Origin of the sequence: Pseudomonas vlassakiae (genome assembly GCF_014269035.2) — a bacterium.
Classification (GTDB): Bacteria; Pseudomonadota; Gammaproteobacteria; order Pseudomonadales; family Pseudomonadaceae; genus Aquipseudomonas; species Aquipseudomonas vlassakiae.
Map to the genome: position 1 here is coordinate 1 of NZ_JABWRP020000041.1, position 3,090 is coordinate 3,090.

The 3,090-nt window shown below is 51.6% G+C and carries 1 rRNA gene; it reads right to left on the reverse strand.

Features of this window, described 5'->3' with window-relative positions:
- Positions 1-21 precede the first annotated feature (21 nt).
- Positions 22-2,914: ribosomal RNA gene (locus HU738_RS25660) — 23S ribosomal RNA — on the reverse strand.
- Positions 2,915-3,090: the final 176 nt, after the last annotated feature.

Sequence of the window (3,090 nt, forward strand, 5' to 3'; positions counted from 1 at the left end):
AGCAAATTGCTTGGGTGTTATATGGTCAAGCCTCACGGGCAATTAGTATTGGTTAGCTCAACGCCTCACAGCGCTTACACACCCAACCTATCAACGTCGTAGTCTTCGACGGCCCTTCAGGGAACTCAAGGTTCCAGTGAGATCTCATCTTGAGGCAAGTTTCCCGCTTAGATGCTTTCAGCGGTTATCTCTTCCGAACATAGCTACCCGGCAATGCCACTGGCGTGACAACCGGAACACCAGAGGTTCGTCCACTCCGGTCCTCTCGTACTAGGAGCAGCCCCTCTCAAATCTCAAACGTCCACGGCAGATAGGGACCGAACTGTCTCACGACGTTCTAAACCCAGCTCGCGTACCACTTTAAATGGCGAACAGCCATACCCTTGGGACCGGCTTCAGCCCCAGGATGTGATGAGCCGACATCGAGGTGCCAAACACCGCCGTCGATATGAACTCTTGGGCGGTATCAGCCTGTTATCCCCGGAGTACCTTTTATCCGTTGAGCGATGGCCCTTCCATACAGAACCACCGGATCACTAAGACCTACTTTCGTACCTGCTCGACGTGTTTGTCTCGCAGTCAAGCGCGCTTTTGCCTTTATACTCTACGACCGATTTCCGACCGGTCTGAGCGCACCTTCGTACTCCTCCGTTACTCTTTGGGAGGAGACCGCCCCAGTCAAACTACCCACCATACACTGTCCTCGATCCGGATAACGGACCTGAGTTAGAACCTCAAAGTTGCCAGGGTGGTATTTCAAGGATGGCTCCATGAGAACTGGCGTCCCCACTTCAAAGCCTCCCACCTATCCTACACAAGCAAATTCAAAGTCCAGTGCAAAGCTATAGTAAAGGTTCACGGGGTCTTTCCGTCTAGCCGCGGATACACTGCATCTTCACAGCGATTTCAATTTCACTGAGTCTCGGGTGGAGACAGCGCCGCCATCGTTACGCCATTCGTGCAGGTCGGAACTTACCCGACAAGGAATTTCGCTACCTTAGGACCGTTATAGTTACGGCCGCCGTTTACCGGGGCTTCGATCAAGAGCTTCGCTTGCGCTAACCCCATCAATTAACCTTCCGGCACCGGGCAGGCGTCACACCCTATACGTCCACTTTCGTGTTTGCAGAGTGCTGTGTTTTTAATAAACAGTCGCAGCGGCCTGGTATCTTCGACCGGCATGGGCTTACGGAGCAAGTCCTTCACCCTCGCCGGCGCACCTTCTCCCGAAGTTACGGTGCCATTTTGCCTAGTTCCTTCACCCGAGTTCTCTCAAGCGCCTTGGTATTCTCTACCTAACCACCTGTGTCGGTTTGGGGTACGGTTCCCAGTTATCTGAAGCTTAGGAGCTTTTCTTGGAAGCATGGCATCAACCACTTCGCGCTCTAGTGAGCACTCGTCATCAGCTCTCGGCCTTGAGATCCCGGATTTGCCTAAGATCTCAGCCTACCACCTTAAACCTGGACAACCAACGCCAGGCTGGCCTAGCCTTCTCCGTCCCTCCATCGCAATAACTGGAAGTACAGGAATATTAACCTGTTTTCCATCGACTACGCTTTTCAGCCTCGCCTTAGGGACCGACTAACCCTGCGTCGATTAACGTTGCGCAGGAAACCTTGGTCTTTCGGCGTGCGAGTTTTTCACTCGCATTGTCGTTACTCATGTCAGCATTCGCACTTCTGATACCTCCAGCAAGCTTCTCAACTCACCTTCACAGGCTTACAGAACGCTCCTCTACCGCATCACCAGAAGGTGATACCCGTAGCTTCGGTGCATGGTTTGAGCCCCGTTACATCTTCCGCGCAGGCCGACTCGACTAGTGAGCTATTACGCTTTCTTTAAAGGGTGGCTGCTTCTAAGCCAACCTCCTAGCTGTCTAAGCCTTCCCACATCGTTTCCCACTTAACCATGACTTTGGGACCTTAGCTGACGGTCTGGGTTGTTTCCCTTTTCACGACGGACGTTAGCACCCGCCGTGTGTCTCCCATGCTCGGCACTTGTAGGTATTCGGAGTTTGCATCGGTTTGGTAAGTCGGGATGACCCCCTAGCCGAAACAGTGCTCTACCCCCTACAGTGATACATGAGGCGCTACCTAAATAGCTTTCGAGGAGAACCAGCTATCTCCGAGCTTGATTAGCCTTTCACTCCGATCCACAGGTCATCCGCTAACTTTTCAACGGTAGTCGGTTCGGTCCTCCAGTCAGTGTTACCTAACCTTCAACCTGCCCATGGATAGATCGCCCGGTTTCGGGTCTATACCCAGCGACTAAACGCCCTATTAAGACTCGCTTTCGCTACGCCTCCCCTATTCGGTTAAGCTCGCCACTGAATATAAGTCGCTGACCCATTATACAAAAGGTACGCAGTCACCTAACAAAGTAGGCTCCCACTGCTTGTACGCATACGGTTTCAGGTTCTATTTCACTCCCCTCTCCGGGGTTCTTTTCGCCTTTCCCTCACGGTACTGGTTCACTATCGGTCAGTCAGTAGTATTTAGCCTTGGAGGATGGTCCCCCCATGTTCAGACAAAGTTTCTCGTGCTCCGTCCTACTCGATTTCATTGACAAGAGATTTTCGTGTACGGGGCTATCACCCACTATGGCCGCACTTTCCAGAGCGTTCCACTAATCTCAAATCAACTTAAGGGCTGGTCCCCGTTCGCTCGCCACTACTAAGGGAATCTCGGTTGATTTCTTTTCCTCAGGGTACTTAGATGTTTCAGTTCCCCTGGTTCGCCTCTTGTACCTATGTATTCAGTACAAGATACTCAGCTTGTGCTGAGTGGGTTCCCCCATTCAGAGATCTCTGGATCACAGTCTGTTTGCCGACTCCCCAAAGCTTATCGCAGGCTACCACGTCTTTCATCGCCTCTGACTGCCAAGGCATCCACCGTATGCGCTTCTTCACTTGACCATATAACCCCAAGCAATCTGGTTATACTGTGAAGACGACATTCGCCGAAAATTCGCATGTTGCGCTTTCGCGCAGAACTCACAAATTTTACCTTAGCCTGATCCACCAGCAGTGAAACTGGTGTTCAGTCTATATCTATCACATATCCGAATTTTTAAAGAACGATCTGACAAAAG